Source organism: Roseicitreum antarcticum, from assembly GCF_014681765.1.
Taxonomy (GTDB): domain Bacteria; phylum Pseudomonadota; class Alphaproteobacteria; order Rhodobacterales; family Rhodobacteraceae; genus Roseicitreum; species Roseicitreum antarcticum.
On the sequence record NZ_CP061498.1, the window covers coordinates 2618852 to 2636423 of the forward strand.

A 17572-nucleotide genomic window follows, 5' to 3' on the forward strand; every position below is an offset into this window, starting at 1 on the left:
GGGCGGTTTCCACCTTTGCGCGACAGGGTTTCGGGCCGGGTTCAAGCGGTTCCGGTCCGGTTGGGCCTTAGCCCTTTTTCAGGCAGCGGCGTCCCAGGGTTTCGGCGATCTGCACCGCGTTCAGGGCGGCGCCTTTGCGCAGGTTGTCGCTGACGCACCAGATGTTCAGGCCGTTCTCGATGGTGCTGTCCTGGCGGATGCGGCTGATGAACGTCGCATAATCGCCGACGCATTCGACGGGGGTCATGTAGCCGCCGTCTTCGCGCTTGTCGATCACCATGATGCCCGGGGCCTCGCGCAAGATGTCGCGGGCTTCGTCATCATCGAGGAAATCCTCGAATTCGATATTGATGGATTCCGCATGGCCGACGAAGACCGGCACGCGCACGCAGGTGGCTGTGACCTTGATGGATTTATCCATGATCTTCTTGGTCTCGGCGACCATTTTCCATTCTTCCTTGGTCGAACCATCGTCCAGGAACACGTCGATATGCGGGATCACGTTGAAGGCGATCTGTTTGGGGTAGACCTTTGGCGCGACTTCCTGACCGGGCACGAACATGCCTTTGGTCTGGTTCCACAGCTCATCCATCGCTTCCTTGCCGCTGCCCGACACCGATTGGTAGGTGCTGACCACGACGCGTTTGATGCGCGCGCGGTCATGCAGGGGCTTCAGCGCCACGACCATCTGCGCGGTCGAGCAGTTGGGGTTGGCGATGATCATTTTCTTTTTGTAGCCGTCCACGGCCTCGGCGTTCACTTCGGGCACGACCAGCGGCACGTCGGGGTCGTAGCGGTAGAGCGAGGAGTTGTCGATGACGACACAGCCCTGCGAGGCGGCCTTTGGTGCGTAGATCTTCGTTGCATCCGACCCGATGGCGAACAGCGCGATGTCCCAGCCGGTGAAATCGAAATGCTCCAGATCCTGGCATTTCAGCGTGCGTTCGCCAAAGCTGACCTCGGTCCCCATGGACCGGCGCGACGCAAGCGCGGCGATTTCATCCACGGGAAACTCGCGCTCTGCCAGGATGTTCAGCATTTCATGGCCCACATTCCCGGTGGCACCGACGACAACGATCTTGTAGCCCATTATGGCCTCCTAAACTTCAGTTGGAAGGGTGCCTAGCGGAAATCCGCAGGATATTAAAGGGGCATGTCGGGGGGCGGCGGTCCTTCTGGGGGGGCAATGGCGGTCAGTCCCGTGCGGTCAGTCCCGTGCGTTCAGTCCGTGCGGTCTGTGCTGAACAGGTAGATCGTCAGCCCGACCACCAGCGGCACCGCGAAGAACAGGAGCAGCGTCTGGTACGAGGCCACGCCACCCGGGCCCGCGCGGTGCACCGCGCCGCTGGCCAGTTGCATCGCCCCCGCGCCGCCGATGACAAAGAGGTTCAAGAGGGTCACGCCGCGCCCCAGCAGATGCGGCGGCACGAAGCTGCGGCCATGCGCCATCAGCAACGGGAAGGAGGCGCCAAAGCAGCCGATGCCCGCGAACAGCAGCGCCGTGGGCCAGAAGCCCGACAGTGGGAACGCCGCCAGAGTCAGCAGGCAGGCCGCGCCCATCGCGTTGCCGCCAAAGACCACCCATTTGCGGCTGTGAAACACCCGGTCCAGCGGGCCATAGGCGAAGTTGCCCAGCACCATCGCCCCCGCCATGACCAGCGAGGCCAGCCCGATCTGCGCGGTGCCAGCCCCGTAGACATCGGCATAGAACGGGCCCAGCCACAGCCCGCGCAGGCCTGCCGCCGGGGCGTAGTTCACGAAGAGAAGGGGCAAGATGAACCACAGCGCGGGCAGGCGCAGCAGGTCCAGCAGGGAGCCTTTTTGCCCATCGGCGGATGCGACGCGGGGGGGGTCCTGGACGGTGGCATAGACGGCCGCCGCGATGCCCAGCGTGATGATACCCAGCCCGGCCACGGTGCCGCGCCAGCCAAAGGTCTCGGCCGCCCAGGCCAGCGGCAGCGCGCCCGCGACATTGCCAAGCGAGCCAACGCCGATGATCGTGCCCGCCAGGGTGGCAAAGATCGCCGCCGAATAGGTGCGCGCGAAGATGTAATAGGCGGCCATCAGTACCGGTGCGCAGCCTACCGCGATCAAGATCATGGCGAGGTGCAGGGTCATCGGGCCCTGTGCCGCCGCAAAGACCAACGCCCCGCCGCCGCCGCCCACGGCCAGCAGCAGCGATGTCGTGCGGCGCGGCCCATGGGTGTCCAGCGCCCAGCCGACCGGGATCTGCATGGCGGCGAACGCCAGGAACCACAGCCCGGAGGAAAGCGCCAGATCATCCGGCCCCGCGCCGGTATCGGCCAGCAGCATCGGTGCCAGCACGGCCAGAAAGGCGCGGTAGAACTGGCTCAGGACATATCCGAGCAAAAGAAAGGCGATGCCAAGCCGCATGTGGTGTCCCTTTTGCCGTGGCGTTGCGCGGCGGAACCTGCCCGTTTTATCGCGCCAACGCAATATGCTGCATTTGTGAAATAAAATTTGGTTCCGGGGGCGTGGGGCGGCCCCTGTCGCGCATGTGGCGGGCGGCGGTTTGCGCCCTCAGGCCAGGTGGTCGCGGAACTGGTCGGTCACCTCGGCGTAGATCGCGCGTTTGAAGGGGACAATGCTGGCCAGCATCTCGCTGGCGCTGATCCAGCGCCAGTGCGAGAATTCGGGATGTTCGGTGTCGATGCGGATCTGATCGTCGCGGCCAAGGTAGCGAAACGCGAACCACAATTGCTGTTGTCCCCGGAACTGCCCCTTCCAGATGCGCGGTACGATGTCGTGGGGCAGGTCATAGGTCAGCCAGTTTCCGGTCTGGGCCAGCGGGGTCACCAGATCGGCGGTGACACCGGTTTCTTCCCACAATTCGCGCAGCGCGGCGGCATCGGGGGCCTCGCCCGGATCGACGCCACCTTGGGGCATCTGCCAGGCAGGGGTGTCGTTGTCGATGCGCTGCCCGGCAAAGATCAGTCCTTCGGGGTTGATCAGCGCGACGCCGACGCAGGGGCGGTAGGGCAGGGCGGCAATCTGGTCTGGGGTCATGGGGGGTACCGGCCATGTTCGAGGGCGTGGGAATGGCCCAGACCTAGACGCTTGTGGCCTTAGTGGCAACGGCGCTTTGGCGCGGTCATCCTGGTGGGCCGGGCTGGCGTACGCGCAAGCGAAGCGGGGTGGGACCGGGGCACAGCCCGGCCCCACCCCCGGCGTTCAGCGGTTGAGGGCTGCGAGGCCGTGCAGGATGTCCAGCGCATAGGCCAGTTGGTAGTCTTCGGCACGCAGGCGGGCGGTTTCCTCGACGATGCGCCGCTCATCTTCCAGTTGCCGCCGCTCATCCTCGGACATGCTGTCGTTGTCCAGGCTGCCGCGCAGATCGGCCTCGGACCGGGTCGGCACGGTGGGCGTGATCTCTTCCGCAGCTTCGGCCGACTGACGGGGTTGTTCGACCACGATGTCGGGCGACACGCCAAGGGCCTGAATCGACCGCCCCGACGGGGTGTAGTAGCGCGAGGTGGTCAGCCGGATCGCCCCGTCGCCGCGCAAGGGCATCAGCGTCTGGACCGAGCCTTTGCCGAAGCTGCGTGTGCCCACGACGATGGCGCGGCGGTGGTCTTGCAGGGCGCCCGCAACGATTTCAGACGCCGAGGCAGAGCCTGCGTTGATGAGCACGACGATGGGTTTGCCCTGCGCCAGATCGCCGGCGGTGGCGTTGTAACGTTCACCATCCGCGGCACCGCGGCCACGGGTCGAGACGATTTCGCCCTGTTCGATGAAGGCGTCGGTGACGCTGATCGCCTGGTTCAGCAACCCGCCCGGGTTGTTGCGCAGGTCCAGCACGATGCCTTCGACATTGTCGATGCCGCCCAGTTCTTCGATTTGTTCTTCGAGCCCGTCACGCAGGTTGTTGAAGGTCTGTTCGTTGAAGGTGGTCACGCGCAGCACGATGGTGCTGCCTTCGGCCCGGGCGCGCACGGCCTGCACGCGGATCGTGTCGCGGATGATGGAGACGTCGAAGGGTTCTGCCTCGCCCTCGCGCACCACGGTGATGATGATTTCCGACCCGACCGGGCCGCGCATCAGTTCCACCGCCTGCCCGAGGTTCAGGCCCATCAGCGATTCGCCGTCGACATGGGTGATGAGGTCGCCCGGTTCGACGCCCGCATCATCGGCGGGTGTGCCGTCCATCGGCGTGATGACCTTCACGAAGCCGTCTTCTTGGGTGACCTCGATGCCGAGGCCGCCGAAGGCCCCGCGCGTCTGGGTGCGCATGTCGTCAAATGCGTCGCTGTTGAGGTAGCCCGAATGCGGATCGAGCGAGGTGAGCATGCCGTTGATCGCGGCCTCGATCAGGTCGGCGGCATCGACATCCTCGACATATTGCGCGCGAATGCGCTCAAACACGTCGCCGAACAGGTCCAGTTGCTGATAAACGTCGCGGTTCTCGCTTTGCTCTTGCGCCAGAAGCGGCCCGGCGATCTGGGTGGCCAGCACGGCCCCGCCAATGATGCCGCCGATTGCCGCGTATACAAGTCTGTTCATCGCGTGGTCCCATCGTTACAAGATCGGGTGGTTGCCACCCGGGTGTCGTTTTGCGGGCCGGATGTGCGGGTTCGCCATCCTTGCCCGTGTTGCCCGTGCGGCCCGGGTGCGTCGGGGGGCCGCGTGTCCCGGAGATGCGCGCACGAGGTCGATCCGACACGCCCCCGGAAGTTCACTCGCCACTCAATGCGAACCAGTCGGCGGGGTCAACCGTGTTCCCGTCGCTGCGTAGTTCAACATAGAGTGTTTCGCTGCGGTTTCCCTGTTGCAAGAGCGGCATGCCCGCTGTGGTGTCCGTGTCGCCGGGCGCGGACCCGGTGGCGGGTTGGGGTTGCGGCATGAAGCCCAGCGGCGCGCCAGCCTCCAACACATCGCCCGCGCTGCCATAAGCCTGTTCCATTCCGCCCAAGATCATCAGGTAGCCCTGATCCGGCTCAGTGATAATCACGTTTCCGTAGTCCAGCAGCGGCCCGGCGTAGCGGATGGTGGCCGCTACGGGCGTGGTGACCAGCGCGCCGGGCGCGGTGGCGATCAAGATGCCCGGGCGCGCGATCCCGGCGGCATCAGGCTGACCCGCGCCGCGCAGCAACGTGCCGCGCACCGGCAGGGGCAGGGTGCCGCGCATCTGGGCGAAGGGCGCAGGTGCGGGCACGTCGCCCAGCACGGTCGTCGCGGCCAGTTGGCGCGCGAAAGTGTCGAGCGTGTCCGAGCCTGCCAGCAGCACCGCCAGTGTCACGGGATCGTCGGTCAGCCGACGCGGCAGGTCGCTGCGTTCCGACAGCGCGAGGCCAAGGTCCGAGCGCGCATCCTGCACCGTTTCCATCCCGGTTTGCAGCGCGGCAAGCGCCGTGTTCTGCACCGCATGCAGCGCCTGCAATTCCTCCAGATCATTGCGCAGTTCGGCGACGCGGGCGGCCATGGCGGGCGTCAGATCGGCCAGCATCATGCCCGCCCGTGCGGTGCCCAATGGCCCCGCCGGGTGCAGCAGGATCTGCGGCCCGCCGTTTTGCGACCCCCCGGTGCGTTCGACCGCCATCAGCATGCCCAAAAGCCGCGCGAGTTCTTCGCTTTGCGCGGTGAACTGCCGTTCCAGTGCGGTTTCGCGCAGGGTGACGGTGCGCAGGCTGGTGCGCAGCGCGGCCAGCCCGTCCTCAAAGCCCGACAGGGTGCGGGTCAGCGCGGCAACCCGGTCTTCGGCGCTGCGGGCGTCTTGCAGCGCGGCGGTGGCGTCGTTCAGCGCGCGCGCCGCCTGCCGGGCCAGGTCCGAAGGGTCGGCGGCGGCGGGGGTGGCAAGCGCGCTGTGGCCCAGCCAGAGGGCGAGGAGGGCGGCCACGCCGCGCCTTGCGGGTCGGCGACGGAGAGGCGCGCAATACGGTGGGTGGGGCACAGCGGGCGACGTGCTGGGCGCGCTTGGTTTGCCTGCGCCTGCTGTGTTCGTGCCGGTTTTTCCTGCATTCGGGCCCGCCGCCCGTTTGCCAGTCGCGATGGTGTCGGCGGCGTCTTGCCCTGTTGTTCTGGGGCCTGTTGTTTCGGGGCCTGTTGTTTTGGAGTCAGCCGTTCTGAGGCCCATCGTTTTGGGGTCAGGTGTTGCCGGGTCAATCCTTGTTGGGTCAGCCGCTACCGGAAATGCTGCACGCCAAGGCGCGCCGGTCATGGCGGGCTGACCCCGCGCCCCTGGGTCGGTTGCGGTCAATGGGGCGCAGGACTTTGCGGCGCGGGGCAGGACGCCGTCAGGCTGAGCGACATTGGGCAGCCCGATTCCGGGTTTGGCGTTGATCGGCGTTGCGCGGGTGCGCATGGTCAGCGGCGCAGCAGGCTTTTGCCCGTCATTTCAGAAGGTTGCTGCAGGCCCATCAGGTCCAGCAGGGTGGGCGCCACATCGGCCAGCCGCCCGGCTGCCAGTCCCGTACCGTCTGGCCCGCCGATCAGTGCGACCGGCACGGGGTTCAGGGTATGTGCGGTGTGCGGCTGGCCGGTTTCGGGGTCGGTCATCATTTCGCAATTGCCGTGATCGGCGGTCAGCAGCATGGCGCCGCCTGCGGCGTCCAATGCGTCGAGCACGCGGGCGAGGCACCTGTCCACCGCCTGACACGCGGCGATGGCGGCGCCCAGATCGCCGGTATGGCCCACCATGTCGGGGTTGGCGTAATTGCACACGATCAGATCGTAGCCTGCGCCGATGGCCTCGACCAGCTTGTCAGTCACCTCGGGCGCGGACATCTCGGGTTGCAGGTCATAGGTGGCGACGTTGGGGCTTTTAGGCATGGCGCGGTCTTCGCCCTTTTCGGGCGCTTCCTTGCCGCCGTTGAGGAAGAAGGTGACGTGGGGATATTTCTCGGTCTCGGCGACGCGGAACTGGCGCAGGCCCTTGGCGGCGACCCATGCGCCCAGCGTGTTTACCAGTTTGCGCTTTGGGTAGGCGGTGGCCATGAAGGCGTTATGCGCGTCGGAATATTCGACCATGCCGAGGGCGGCGGACCAATCGGGGCGGTGCGCGGTCTCAAAGCCCTCAAAGCCGGGCGCGGCCAGAGCCGACAGGATTTCGCGCGCCCGGTCAGCGCGGAAGTTGAGGCAGAAAAGCCCGTCGCCGGGCTGCACACCGCTGTAGCCTGCGATGGCGGTGGGGGCGATGAATTCATCGGTCTGCCCGGCAGCATAGGCCTGATCTATGGCAGCGGCGGCATCGGGCGCGGCCTCGCCCTTGCCCGACACCATCGCGTCATAAGCGCGCTGCACCCGGTCCCAGCGGGTGTCGCGGTCCATGGCCCAGTAGCGCCCGATGACGGTGGCGATCTGCGCCCCTGCGGGAAGGCTGTCGGCCAGCGTGGCCATGAAGCCGCGCGCCGAGGATGGCGGCACGTCGCGCCCGTCGGTGATGGCGTGGATCGCCACGGGCACGCCCGCGCTGGTGAGGGCTTTGACGGCGGCCTGAAGGTGGGTGATATGGCCATGCACCCCGCCATCCGAGACGACGCCGATCAGATGCGCGGTGCCTTTGGCGGCCTGCACCTTGGCGATGAATTCCTGCAACGCGGGGTTGGTGGCGAAGCTGCCGTCTTCCACGGCGAGGTCGATCTGGCCAAGGTCCATCGCCACGACGCGGCCCGCGCCGATATTGGTGTGCCCGACCTCGGAATTGCCCATCTGGCCGCGCGGCAGGCCGACATCGGGGCCGTGGGTGATCAGCGTCGCATGGGGACAGGTGGCCATGACGCGGTCGAAGGTGGGGGTGTCGGCCTGAGCGACCGCGTTGCCGGTGGTGTTTTCGCGCTGGCCCCAGCCGTCGAGGATGCAGAGCACGGTGGGTTTCTTGGCGGGGGTGGTCGAGGTCATGGCGCAGCCCTTTGTGGTTCTGGCTTTGGTGGCTTTGGCTTTGGTGGTTTTGGCCTTGGTGGTTCCGGTCTGTCTAGCCCTGATGCACGGCAAAAGCAAAGGCCCGGATGCGTGGGGCGTGCCAACGGTGTCGCTGGGAAGATGCGCGCGCGGCGGAGTCCGAAAGCGCCTGCGGCGGAATCTGAAAGCGCCTGCGGCGGAGTCCGAAAGCGCCTGCGGCGGGCGGGCGGCGGCACCCGCGCCTGCGGCCCGGGTGCCGCAAGCGCTTCGCCGGGCGGGATCATTACTTTGGGGATGAGTTGCTTGGCGTGGGTGCTGAAGACCCGAGGGTGCATGCTTTCCCTGCGGGAAACGCGCCTGCGGCGGGCGGGGGCCTGTGGCGTGGGGCGGTTGCGGGAACATACCGGGGCGCGTGTGGTGGTGGCGGGTTTTGTGGGGGGGAGGGGGCGTTGGTCAGCCGTGGGTTCTGGCGTGGGCCGTCGCTGCAATCGCGCCTTTGGCAGCGGGTATGGGGGCGTACCAAGACGTCAAGGCGCCTGCGGCGAGCGGGGGGGGCGCCCTGGCTTTGCCAGGGCGCCCGTCGCGTTGCGGCGTGACTTAGTAGCGGTAGTGTTCCGGCTTGAACGGACCGTCGGCGCCGACGCCGATATAGGCGGCTTGCTCGGCGTTGAGCTGGGTCAGTTTCACGCCGATCCGGTCCAGATGCAGGCGGGCGACTTTTTCATCCAGATGTTTGGGCAGGATGTAGACGCCGGGCTGGTATTCATCGCCCTTGGTCCACAGCTCGATCTGCGCGAGCACCTGGTTGGTGAAGCTGGCCGACATCACGAAGGACGGGTGGCCGGTTGCGTTGCCGAGGTTCAGCAGACGCCCTTGCGACAGCAGGATCATGCGATTGCCCGAGGGCATCTCGATCATGTCCACCTGGTCCTTGATGTTGGTCCATTTGTGGTTTTTCAGCGCGGCGACCTGAATTTCATTGTCGAAATGGCCGATATTGCCGACGATGGCCATATCCTTCATCTCGCGCATGTGGTCCAGCCGGATCACGTCCTTGTTGCCGGTGGTGGTGATGAAGATATCGGCGGTCTTGACCACGTCTTCCAGCAGCACGACTTCGAACCCGTCCATGGCGGCCTGCAGCGCGCAGATCGGATCGACCTCGGTCACTTTGACGCGGGCGCCGGCGCCCTGAAGGCTGGCGGCCGAGCCTTTGCCCACATCGCCATAGCCGCACACCACGGCGACCTTGCCTGCCATCATGGTGTCGGTGGCACGGCGGATGCCGTCGACCAGCGATTCCTTGCAGCCGTATTTGTTGTCGAATTTCGACTTGGTGACGCTGTCGTTGACGTTGATCGCGGGGAAGGGCAGTTGGCCTGCCTTGTGCAGCTCATAAAGGCGGTGCACGCCGGTGGTGGTTTCTTCCGACACGCCCTTGATCGCGGCGCGCTGCCTGGTGAACCAGCCGGGGCTGGCGGCCAGGCGGCTTTTGATCTGGGCGAAGAGGTATTCTTCTTCCTCGGACTGGGGCACTTCGATCAGGCCGGTTTCGCCGGCCTCGACCCGTGCGCCGATCAAGATGTACATGGTGGCGTCGCCGCCATCATCGAGGATCATGTTGCAGGTGCCGCCTTCGCCGCCGAACTGGAAGATCTTGTCGGTATAGGCCCAGTAATCCTCCAGGGTTTCGCCCTTGATCGCGAAGACGGGCGTGCCGCCTTCGGCAATCGCTGCTGCGGCATGGTCCTGGGTGGAATAGATGTTGCACGAGGCCCAGCGGACATCGGCGCCAAGCGCGTTCAGCGTCTCGATCAGCACGGCGGTCTGGATCGTCATGTGCAGGCTGCCCGCGATGCGCGCGCCTTTCAGCGGTTGGGCGGCGCCGAATTCTTCGCGCAGGGCCATCAGGCCGGGCATTTCGGTTTCGGCAATGTCCAGTTCCTTGCGGCCATAGGCGGCAAGCGAGATGTCCTTGATGATATAGTCCTGCGGCATCGGGCCGGGCTCCTTGAATGTGCTATGCAGAGGCGGACATAGCACCGGAACCCCTGCACGACAATGCAGGGCGGGGCACAGACATGGGAATTGGTCAGCGCGGATTAACCGACATGCGTGGCAGGAAGGCGGTCAGGAGGCCCAGCAGCGGCAGAAAGGCGCAGATCTGGTAGACGAAGGCGATGCCGCGCGCATCGGCAACCATGCCCAGAACGGCCGCTGCGATCCCACCGATCCCGAAGGCGAAGCCGAAGAAAATGCCCGCGATCATGCCCACCCGCCCCGGCACGAGTTCTTGCGCGAAGACCACGATTGCCGGGAAGGCCGACGCCATGACAACCCCGATGATGACCGACAGGACCCCGGTCCAGAACAGATCGGCATAGGGCAGCAGCAAGGTGAAGGGCAGCACGCCCAGGATGCTGACCCAGATGACGGTCAGCGTGCCGATCCGGTCGCCGATGGGCCCACCGATGACGGTTCCTGCCGCGAAGGCGCCAAGGAACAGGAACAGCATCAACTGGCTTTGCTGCGTGCTCAGGCCAAAACGTTCGATCGTGTAGAAGGTGTAATAGCTGGAGATGCTGGCGGTGTAGATGTTCTTGCTGAACACCAGAAGCGCGAGCACGATAATGGCCAGCACCACCCGCCGTCGGGAAAAGCGCAGCGCGGTGCTGGCCGCCGGCCGCCCCTTGTTGGCGCGCTGATAGCGGCTGTACCAGCGCCCGACCAGCGACAGGATCAGCATGCCGGTCAGCGCCGCGACCGAGAACCACGCCAGCGACGGCCGCCCCATCGGCACCACGACGAAAGCGGCCATCAGCGGGCCGATGGCGGTGCCGAAATTGCCGCCGACCTGAAACAGCGATTGCGCCGTGCCATAGCGCCCGCCCGATGCCATGCGGGCCACGCGCGATGCCTCGGGGTGGAAGATCGCCGAGCCGATGCCGATCAGCGCCGCGCCCGCCAGCAACGCCGGGTAGCTTTCGGCGCGGGCCAGAAGGACCAGCCCCAGCAGCGTCGAGCTCATGCCCACCGGCAGCGAATAGGGCAGCGGACGCTTGTCGGTGTAAAGCCCGACAAGCGGTTGCAGCAGCGACGCCGTGACCTGAAACGAAAAGGTCAGCAGCCCGATCTGGCCGAAGCTGAGCGCGAATTCCTGTTGCAGCAGCGGATAAATTGCCGCCAGCAGGGATTGCATGACATCGTTAATCAAATGGCAAAGACTTACCGCGAGAATAACCAAGTAACTGGTTTTTAATACGGGCGGTTGTGCGCCGGTGGGGGACGGGGTGTGTCCTTGATCGGTCAGGGCGGACATTGGGCGCTCCATCATCATCAGCGGTCGGCGGCGGTGCCATTGGGTTCTGGCGTGGGGCCGTTGCCGGGCAATGCGGGTAGGGGTTTATGCAAAATTGGTTTAACGTGTTAACTGCCCCGCGGTGCAGACAAAAGTCAAGAGGGCGGCTGCGGTCCGGCCTGACGCCGTTGGACCGGGAAAAGTGGCGCCAGGCGCCCGGTTTCTGGCGTGATACCGCCGGGCATTGTCAATTCCGCGTCAGGACAGAGGGGAACTGCATTGTGACCGATGCCGGATCGTGCCACACAATCCTTATGAAGTTAACTTTGCCTCTGTCCCGTCGGACCTTGCCGGGTTTTCATGGTCACCTTTGCACCCGGCTTGCCGGGGCGACGGGCGTGATGCTGTGCGTGGGGCTGATGCCCGCGCAAGCGATGGACAGCCTGACCATCACCGTCCCCGACGCGCCTGAGGCTGTCACCGAAGCCGTGCGCGGCGCTTCGCTGCTGGCAGCGGCAGAACGGGATGGGCTGCGCGACCCGCTGGAAATTTTCTCGGTCGCGCGCGCGGAATATGGCCGACTGATCGGCGTGATGTATGCGCGTGGCTATTATTCGCCAGTCATCAGCGTGCGGCTGGACGGGCGGGAGGCCGCAGACATGTCCCCGCTGTCGCCGCCGCCCAGCGTCAGCGCGGTCACGGTGCAGATCACGCCGGGGCCGGTCTTCACCTTTGGGCAGGCGGACATCGGCCCGCTGGCCCCCGGCACCACGCCGGCGGGCAATGAATTCGTCTCTGGCGCGCCGGCGCGCAGCACCGTGGTGCGCGATGCCGCGCAGGCCGCGGTGTCCGATTGGCGCGACATCGGCCATGCCAAGGCCGAGCCGACCGGGCAGGACATCACCGCCGACCATGCGCGCGCGCGTCTGGATGTGGATGTGCGCATCACCCCCGGGCCGCGCCTGAATTTCGGCGCGCTGATCCCCGACGGGCAGGAGCGCACGCGCCCCGCCCGGATCGTCGAGATCGCGGGCCTGCCCAGTGGCGCGGTCTTTGCGCCCGCCGATCTGGACCGCGCCGCAGAACGGTTGCGCCGCACGGGGACTTTCGCCTCGGTTGCGCTGCGCGAGGCGGAAACCCCGAATCCCGATGGCTCGCTGGACATCAATGCCACGCTGGTAGAGGCGCAGCCGCGTCGCATCGGTGCGGGGGCCGAGATCGACAGCGTGGATGGCGTGCGCCTGTCGGCCTTCTGGCTGCACCGCAACCTTCTGGGCGGGGCCGAGCGGTTCCGGGTCGAGGGCGAAGTTGGCGGGATCGGTGCACAGGTTGGCGGGCTGGATTACCGGCTGGGGCTGGATTTCTCGCGGCCCGCGACCTTCACGCCCGACACCTCGCTGACCTTTGGTGCGGTGCTGGAAAGCGTGGACGAACGTAATTATGAGGCCGAACGCGCGTCGGTGCAGGCGGGGTTGAGCCATATCTTTTCGGAAAACCTTACAGGCACCGCCGGGCTGTCCTATCAGTATGAGCGGGCGCGTTTCGGGCCAAACCGCGCGACGCGGCGGAATTTCGCGACCATCGCCCTGCCGGTTACCGCCGAATGGGACCGGCGCGACGATGCGCAGGACCCGACAAGCGGGTTTTTCGTGTCCGGCGGGGTCACGCCCTATATCGGTCTGCAAGGCACCGATTCCGGTGTTCAGACCAAACTGGACGCGCGCAGCTATGTGGCGTTTGGCGCCGACCAGCGGTTCGTACTGGCGGGACGGGCGCAGATCGGCGCGGTCTTCGGGGCCGATCTGGCAGCGACGCCGCGCGGCTATCTGTTCCATTCGGGGGGCGGCGGCACGGTGCGCGGGCAACCGTTCGAATCGCTGGGCGTCACCTCTGGCGGTGTAACGTCGGGCGGGCAGGGCTTTGCGGCGTTGTCGGCGGAAATGCGCGCCGGGATCACCGAGACCATCGGCGTCGTGGCGTTTGCAGATGCGGGCTATGTCAGCGAAAACGCCCTGGGCGGGACGTCTGACTGGCATGCGGGCGCGGGGCTGGGCCTGCGCTACAAGACCAGCATCGGCCCGATCCGGCTGGACCTGGGCATGCCGGTGCGCGGTGCGACCGGCGACGGGCTACAGGTTTACATTGGTATCGGGCAGGCGTTTTGATGCGGTTTCTGAAGGTTCTATGGCTGAGTATGGTGATGTTCGCGGCAGCATCGCTGCCCGCTTCCGCCCAGAGCGACGAAGGGGGCGATGTCGGCTTCATCGCGTCCTTCCTGCAAGACAACCTGTCGGATGCCGGGCGCGACGTGCGCATCCGGGGCTTTGCCGGGGCGATTTCTTCGCGCGCCACGATCGAGGAGATGACGATTGCCGATGATGACGGGATCTGGCTGACCCTGCGCGATGTGGCGTTGCAGTGGAACCGCTCGGCCCTGCTGCGCGGCCGGATCGACATTGGCGAATTGACCGCCGGGGAAGTCATCGTGGCCCGCCCGCCCGCAACCGCCGATGCGCCGCCCTCCGCCGAGGCGCGCGTGCCATTCGCGCTGCCGGACCTGCCGGTGTCGCTGGACATCGGGCAGTTGTCGGTGGGCCGTCTGGAACTGGCAGAACCCGTGCTGGGCTTCGCGGTCGAAATGCGCATCAACGGCAGCGCCAGCCTTGAAGGGGGCGAGGGGCTGGCGCAATTGTCGATCAACCGCATCGACGGTCCGCGCGGCGCGATCGAATTGCGCGGCGGTTTCTCGAACGAGACGCGGGTGCTGGACCTCAACCTCAGCGTGGCCGAGGGGCCGGACGGCATTGCCGCCACGCTGCTGGGCATCCCCGACCGCCCGTCAGTGGAGCTGTCGGTAGAGGGGCAGGGTCCGATTGACGATTTTGCGGCAGACATCGCGCTGGGCACCGACGGACAGGACCGGGTGACGGGGCAGGTGGCCTTTGTGGCGACCGAGGGCGACGCCGGCGCGCAGCGCTTTTCGGTGGATATCGCGGGGGATCTGCGGCCCTTGATGGTCAGCGAATACCACGATTTCTTCGGCGACCGCAGCCGCGTCGCAGCCACGGGCGCGCGGCTGGCGAATGGTCGGCTGGACCTGTCCGAACTGACCGTGGCGACACGGATGGTGCAGCTTTCGGGCCGCGCCAGCATCGACCCCGACGGCCTCCCGGACCTGATCGACCTGCGCGGCACGCTGGCCAGTGAGGATGGCAGCCCGGTCCTGCTGCCCGTGCCCGGCGCACAGGTCACCGTGGGGCGTGCGGGCCTCGTGGTCGAGTTTGATGCCGTGGAAAGCCCCGACTGGGTGCTGGATTTCGACATCGCCGACCTGAACCACCCCGCGATGCAGATCGACCGGCTGGTTCTGTCGGGGATTGGCCAGATCAGCCGCGCGGGCGACGGCTCCGGGCGCGACGTGGTGGATGCGGTGCTGGATTATTCCGCCACCGGCCTGTCGCCGACCGATCCCGCGCTGGCCGAGGCGCTGGGCGCGGCGATTGACGGTAGCGCCAGCTTTATCTGGCGCGATGGCGACGCGCTGGACCTGCCCGGTTTCGTGCTGGAAGGGTCTGATTTCCGCGTGTCCGGCCAGGGCGCGCTGGCAGATGGCGATTTCGATGGCGCGTTCGAGCTGGACCTGACCGATCTCACCCGGTTCTCGGGGCTGGCCGGGCGTCCGCTGGGCGGCGCGCTGACCGGCGATGTGACAGGCAGCGTCACGCCGCTGACCGGCGGTTTCGACCTGGAGGCGACGGTCGTGGGGCAAAGCCTGCGCGCCGGTATCGAGGAAGTCGACAACCTGCTGTCGGGCGAAAGCCAGATTTTCGCATCGGTCCGGCGTGGCGAAGACGGGATCTCGCTGCGCAACTTTACCGCCGAGGCGCGGACGCTGCGCGCCGATGCGGCGGGCACCATCCGCACCGATGATATTGCGCTGGATGCCACGGTCCGGCTCTCGGATGCGTCTGTGCTGGGCGATGCCTATGGCGGCTCGGTGCAGGCCGATGCCGCAATCCGCAGTCTTGACGGCCGCGATACCGTGACCTTCACCGCCGAAGCGGTGGATTTGTCGGTGGGGCAGGCCGAGTTGGACCGCGCCTTGCTTGGCGTCACGACGGTCGAGGCCGAAGTGGTGCGCGAGGGCGATCTGATTACGCTTAACAATGCCATAATCCGTGGCGGTGCGGTGCAGGCCGATGCGTCGGGCACCATCCGCCCGGGCGATATTGCGCTGGATGCCGCCGTCCGTATGCCGGATCTGTCGGTGCTGGGTCCGGCCTATGGCGGCGCGGTGCGGGCGGATGTGCAGATCGCCCAGACCGCCGGCACGGACACACTGACCCTGACGGCAGAGGCGCGCGATGTGACCATCGGCCAGCCCGATCTGGACCGCGCCCTGAGCGGCGTGGCCACGGTGCGCGCCGATGTGACACGCCGCGATGGGGTGGTATCGGTCGAGCGGCTGACGGTGAACAACCCCTTGCTCGATGCCTCAGGCACAGGGCGTCTGGCCCCCGACGGGGCGCTTTCCGGCGCGTTGGATTTCAGCGTCACCGATCTGGCCCGGGTTCGCCCCGGGTTCGGCGGCACGATCGCAGGCGCGGTCGAGGTAAACGGCGACGGCACCACGAACCGTGTCGGGCTGGAAGTCACGGCGCAGTCCCTGCGCGTCGGGCAGGCGCAGGCCAACAGCCTGCTGGCCGGGGAATCGCGCCTGACCGTTGACGCGGTGCAGACCGGCGAGCGCATTCGGGTTGAAAGCGCCAACCTGAGCAATCCGCAACTGTCCCTGCGCACCACGGCCAGCATCGAGGGCGCGGTGCGTCGGCTGACGGTGGATGGCCAGATCAATTCCATGGCGCTGATTGTGCCCGGCTTTGCGGGCGCGCTGCGCCTGTCGGGCGACATCGAAGACACCGCGGCGGGCTATCTGGTAGACCTTGACGCGCAGGGCCCCGGTGGCATCGACATGGCGCTGGACGGGCAGGTCAGCCGCGACTTGCGCGCCGATCTGCGCATCAGCGGTGTGGCCGATCTGTCGGTCGCCAACCCGTTTCTGGAACCAAATGTGCTGCGCGGCCCGGTGCGGATCGATATGGGGCTGAACGGGCCACTGGCGCTGTCATCCCTGTCCGGGGTGGCGACCGTGCAGGACGCCAGCCTGGTGCTGCCGGGCGCGCGCCAGCGGGTCGAGGATATTTCAGCGCGTGTCAGCCTTGGCGGGGCGCAGGCCGATGTGCAGCTGGACGGGCGGTTTGCGCGCGGCGGCACGCTGGGTGTCGCAGGCCAAATCGGGCTGGCGGGCGCGCGGCAGGCCGACCTGCGCGTTGCGCTGACCGAATTGCGCGTGGTCAATCCGCAGCTGTTTGAGACCGCGATTTCCGGCAATCTCAGTCTCACGGGTCCGCTGACCACCGGCCCGCGCGCGACAGGCACGCTGACCCTGACGGAAACCGAATTGCGCATCCCCAGTTCGGGCCTCGGGGGGGCGGGGTTCGTGCTGGACGGTGTGCGCCACATCAACGACCGGCCCGGCGCGCAGGTGACGCGGGAACGCGCGGGCATCTTGCGCGGCACCGCGAATGGCGGCACGCCGGTGCCGCTGTATCTGGACATCACGCTGGACGCACCGAACCGGATTTTCGTGCGCGGCCGGGGGCTGGATGCCGAGCTGGGCGGCAGCCTGCGCCTGCAAGGTACGACGCGCGATATCATCCCCTCGGGGCAGTTCGGGCTGATCCGGGGGCGGCTGGACCTTCTGGGCAACCGCTTCACGCTGAGCGAGGGGTTTGCCAACCTTCAGGGGCAGTTCGTGCCTTTCGTGCGGCTGGTCGCCACCACAGACAGCGGCGGCGTGACCACCAGCATCATCCTGGAAGGGTTGGCGACGGAACCCGAGATCCGCTTTACCTCGGTTCCGGAACTGCCCGAGGAAGAGGTCGTGTCGCGGTTGATCTTTGGCCGGGATCTGGGGTCGCTGTCGGCGTTTCAGGCGGCGCAACTCGCCTCGGCTTTGGCGACGCTGTCGGGCCGGTCCAGCGGCGGCCTGTTGAGCAACCTGCGCGACAGCTTCGGGCTGGACGATCTGGACGTAACCACCGACAGCGACGGTACCGCCGCGCTGCGGGCGGGGCGCTATATCACCGAAAACATCTATACGGATGTGGTGGTGGATTCGCAGGGTGGCAGCGAGGTCAGCGTGAATCTGGACCTGACGTCGGACATCACCGTCCGCGCGCGCACTGCTGGTGACGGCAAATCAGGGCTGGGCGTGTTTTTCGAGCGGGATTACTGACGGCGCAGGGCCTTTGGCGCGTGCAAATAATGGGGCGGCTATGCCTGTTCCACCTGTTCCTGCACCCCGGTGGCGCTGCGGGGGTGCCGTCTGTTCTGGGCACGCTTATCGCGCGGGGGTGG

At 66.6% G+C, this 17572-nt stretch carries 10 protein-coding genes; 2 read left to right on the forward strand and 8 right to left on the reverse strand.

The features are described 5' to 3' along the window. Positions 1-67: 67 nt before the first annotated feature. The 8 genes from H9529_RS12530 to H9529_RS12565 all read right to left on the reverse strand — a co-directional run bounded on the left by H9529_RS12530 (position 68) and on the right by H9529_RS12565 (position 11053). Entirely contained in the window at positions 68-1090 is a 1023-nt protein-coding gene (locus tag H9529_RS12530; RefSeq protein WP_092884742.1) for an aspartate-semialdehyde dehydrogenase, read from the reverse strand. A 131-nt stretch (positions 1091-1221) separates the two neighbouring features. Next, a complete protein-coding gene (locus tag H9529_RS12535) occupies positions 1222-2394 on the reverse strand; it encodes an MFS transporter (protein WP_092884744.1) in 1173 nt (390 codons plus the stop codon). Positions 2395-2541: 147 nt separating this feature from the next. Next, positions 2542-3027, reverse strand: coding sequence for an RNA pyrophosphohydrolase (locus tag H9529_RS12540; RefSeq protein WP_092884746.1), 486 nt, complete (start codon positions 3025-3027; stop codon positions 2542-2544). A 165-nt stretch (positions 3028-3192) separates the two neighbouring features. Beyond that, positions 3193-4521: a S41 family peptidase gene (locus tag H9529_RS12545; RefSeq protein ID WP_092884748.1), complete on the reverse strand. Its 1329-nt coding sequence runs from the start codon at positions 4519-4521 to the stop codon at positions 3193-3195. A 172-nt stretch (positions 4522-4693) separates the two neighbouring features. Continuing rightward, the gene (locus tag H9529_RS12550) at positions 4694-5854 is read right to left on the reverse strand and encodes a murein hydrolase activator EnvC family protein (RefSeq protein WP_223814162.1); all 1161 of its coding nucleotides are present in this window, start codon (positions 5852-5854) and stop codon (positions 4694-4696) included. A 467-nt stretch (positions 5855-6321) separates the two neighbouring features. Beyond that, positions 6322-7854, reverse strand: a complete 1533-nt coding sequence (gpmI, locus tag H9529_RS12555; protein WP_092884750.1) for a 2,3-bisphosphoglycerate-independent phosphoglycerate mutase — start codon at positions 7852-7854, stop codon at positions 6322-6324. Positions 7855-8451: 597 nt separating this feature from the next. Then, positions 8452-9852 (reverse strand): adenosylhomocysteinase, encoded by a 1401-nt coding sequence (ahcY, locus tag H9529_RS12560; protein ID WP_092884752.1) that lies wholly within the window; start codon positions 9850-9852, stop codon positions 8452-8454. Between the two features lie 94 nt (positions 9853-9946). After that, on the reverse strand, positions 9947-11053 hold the full coding sequence (locus tag H9529_RS12565; RefSeq protein ID WP_397544905.1) for an MFS transporter: 1107 nt from the start codon (positions 11051-11053) through the stop codon (positions 9947-9949). Between the two features lie 500 nt (positions 11054-11553). Here H9529_RS12565 and H9529_RS12570 point away from each other — a divergent pair, with 500 nt between their 5' ends. Further along, on the forward strand, positions 11554-13317 hold the full coding sequence (locus tag H9529_RS12570; protein WP_223814381.1) for an autotransporter assembly complex protein TamA: 1764 nt from the start codon (positions 11554-11556) through the stop codon (positions 13315-13317). Beyond that, the gene (locus tag H9529_RS12575; RefSeq protein WP_092884758.1) at positions 13317-17450 is read left to right on the forward strand and encodes a translocation/assembly module TamB domain-containing protein; all 4134 of its coding nucleotides are present in this window, start codon (positions 13317-13319) and stop codon (positions 17448-17450) included. The genes H9529_RS12570 and H9529_RS12575 overlap by 1 nt, the downstream gene beginning before the upstream one ends. Positions 17451-17572 lie beyond the last annotated feature (122 nt).